The organism is Herbaspirillum sp. B65 (assembly GCF_000333555.1).
GTDB lineage: Bacteria > Pseudomonadota > Gammaproteobacteria > Burkholderiales > Burkholderiaceae_D > Herbaspirillum > Herbaspirillum rubrisubalbicans.
In genome coordinates this window covers 1-1,693 of record NZ_BADI01000782.1, presented here as the reverse complement: position 1 = coordinate 1,693, position 1,693 = coordinate 1, and the positions used below count along the sequence as shown (strand labels likewise).

Genomic DNA, 1,693 nt, shown 5'->3' with positions numbered 1-1,693 from the left:
CAGGCCGACTGCTGCGCCAGCGCGACGCGGGTGTCTGCCAACCTTTTAAGGAATGGTTGACGCTCCTTCTGCTCTTCGGTGCCGCCCTCGAGGATGGCGCCGAACGGGGTCCATTGCACCACCAGCAGGTAGCCCGTGTTATAGCAGACCCGGCCGAGTTCTTCGACCGCGATGCACGACGACAGCATGCTGTTGGCGCCACCGTAGCGCTCCGGAAATGGCAGCGTGAACAGCCCAAGCTCTTTCAATAGCGCGTACATATCGTGTGGATAGTCGCCGCTGCGGTCGATCTGGTCCGCGCGCGGCGCGACCTTTTCGCGCGCCACGCGGCGCACCAGATCCTGGATTTGCACCTGGTCTTCGTTCAGTTGATAGGTCAAGGTTGGCCTCGTTGTGCTCGCCCCAACCGACGCTGGCGCCGGCCGGATGTTTTCGAATAATTGAATTGCGTTCGTAAATCTAAACATCGTTCAGAAGATCGTCAAGATATTCTTGAATTCGCGCCTTTGAAAAAACGAAGCTAAAACCGCCCTTGACAAGTTTTCCGAACGACGTTTAGTATTTGGAACGGCATTCAACTTTAAAAACTATGCCGGCCGATGGCTTTCAGATCGAGCCGCCGGTCCGGCCCAGAGGAGCGATATAAATGGCGCCTGTTCTTCCAGAGCCCGACTATCAGCGGTTCCTGTCCGAAGGCCGCTTCATGCTGCAACGGAGCCGCAACAATGGCCGCTTCGTGTTTTACCCACGGGTGGCTGAGCCGGTTACGGGCGCGCTCGACCTGGAGTGGGTCGAGGCGAGCGGGCGCGGCCAGGTGTACTCGGTCACCGTGATCAGCCAACGGCCGCCGACGCCGAACTATAACGTTGCCGTGATCGAGCTCGAGGAGGGCGTGCATCTGCTCAGCAGGGTGGAGTCCATCGCCCCCGAAGAGGTCACGATCGGCATGGCTGTCAAGGCCAGGATCAGCTTCGCCGGCGAACAGCCGCTGCTGGTCTTTGATCCCGCCTGAGCGTCCCTTCCACCGTTACAAGGCCAAGCCAATGCTAGCAACCCAACATGGAACAACCCTGCGCGGACAAACCGCGATCGTGTCCGGCGCCACCTATGGCATGGGCGAGGCGCCCGGCCTGTCATCGCTCGACCTGGCGGCGCATGCCTCGGTACGTGCGCTGGCCGAAGTCGGGCTGACCCCGGGCGATGTCGACGGCCTGTTCATCGCGACGCCGGACGATATGCTGTCCGGCCTGACCTTCGCCGAATACCTGGGTATCTACCCCAAGTTCACCGACAACAACCGCACCGGCGGTTCCGCCTTCGAAATCCACGTCCACACGGCCGCCATGGCGCTGGCAACCGGCCAGATCGACGTCGCTCTGATCGCCTACGGCAGCAACCAGCGCAGCGCGGCCGGCAAGCTGCTGCAGTCGTCACGGCCGTCGCCATGGGAGAGTCCCTATAAACCGTTCAACCCGGCGTCCTCGTATGCGTTGGCCGCGGCGCGCCACATGCACCAGTACGGCACTACACGAACCCACCTTGCCGAAGTGGCCGTAGCCGCGCGCAAGTGGGCGCAGCTCAACCCCGATGCCTATGTGCGCGATCCGCTCTCGATCGAGGACGTGCTCAAGGCGCGCATGGTGTCTTCGCCGCTTTCGGTGCGCGACTGCTGCCTGGTGACCGATGGTGCGCA

At 62.0% G+C, this 1,693-nt stretch carries 2 protein-coding genes and 1 pseudogene; 2 read left to right on the top strand and 1 reads right to left on the bottom strand.

The window, feature by feature from the left end:
* Positions 1-380, bottom strand: a 380-nt coding sequence (locus I5W_RS18630; RefSeq protein WP_044530345.1) for an acyl-CoA dehydrogenase family protein, incomplete at its 3' end; no start/stop codon positions are given.
* A 266-nt stretch (positions 381-646) separates the two neighbouring features.
* On the opposite strand from I5W_RS18630, the gene I5W_RS18625 reads away from it, so the two are divergent.
* Together I5W_RS18625 and I5W_RS18620 are read left to right on the top strand one after the other, a co-directional pair.
* Positions 647-1,012 carry a Zn-ribbon domain-containing OB-fold protein gene (locus I5W_RS18625; RefSeq protein ID WP_017450446.1) on the top strand — a complete coding sequence of 122 codons (366 nt, stop codon included), beginning with the start codon at positions 647-649 and terminating at the stop codon, positions 1,010-1,012.
* A 31-nt stretch (positions 1,013-1,043) separates the two neighbouring features.
* A pseudogene (locus I5W_RS18620) lies at positions 1,044-1,693 on the top strand (thiolase); the annotation flags it as partial.

Bases quoted from the DNA above. Each gene is read 5' to 3' on its own strand.
- I5W_RS18625 (WP_017450446.1), top strand. From the start codon at position 647: ATGGCGCCTGTTCTTCCAGAGCCCGACTATCAGCGGTTCCTGTCCGAA.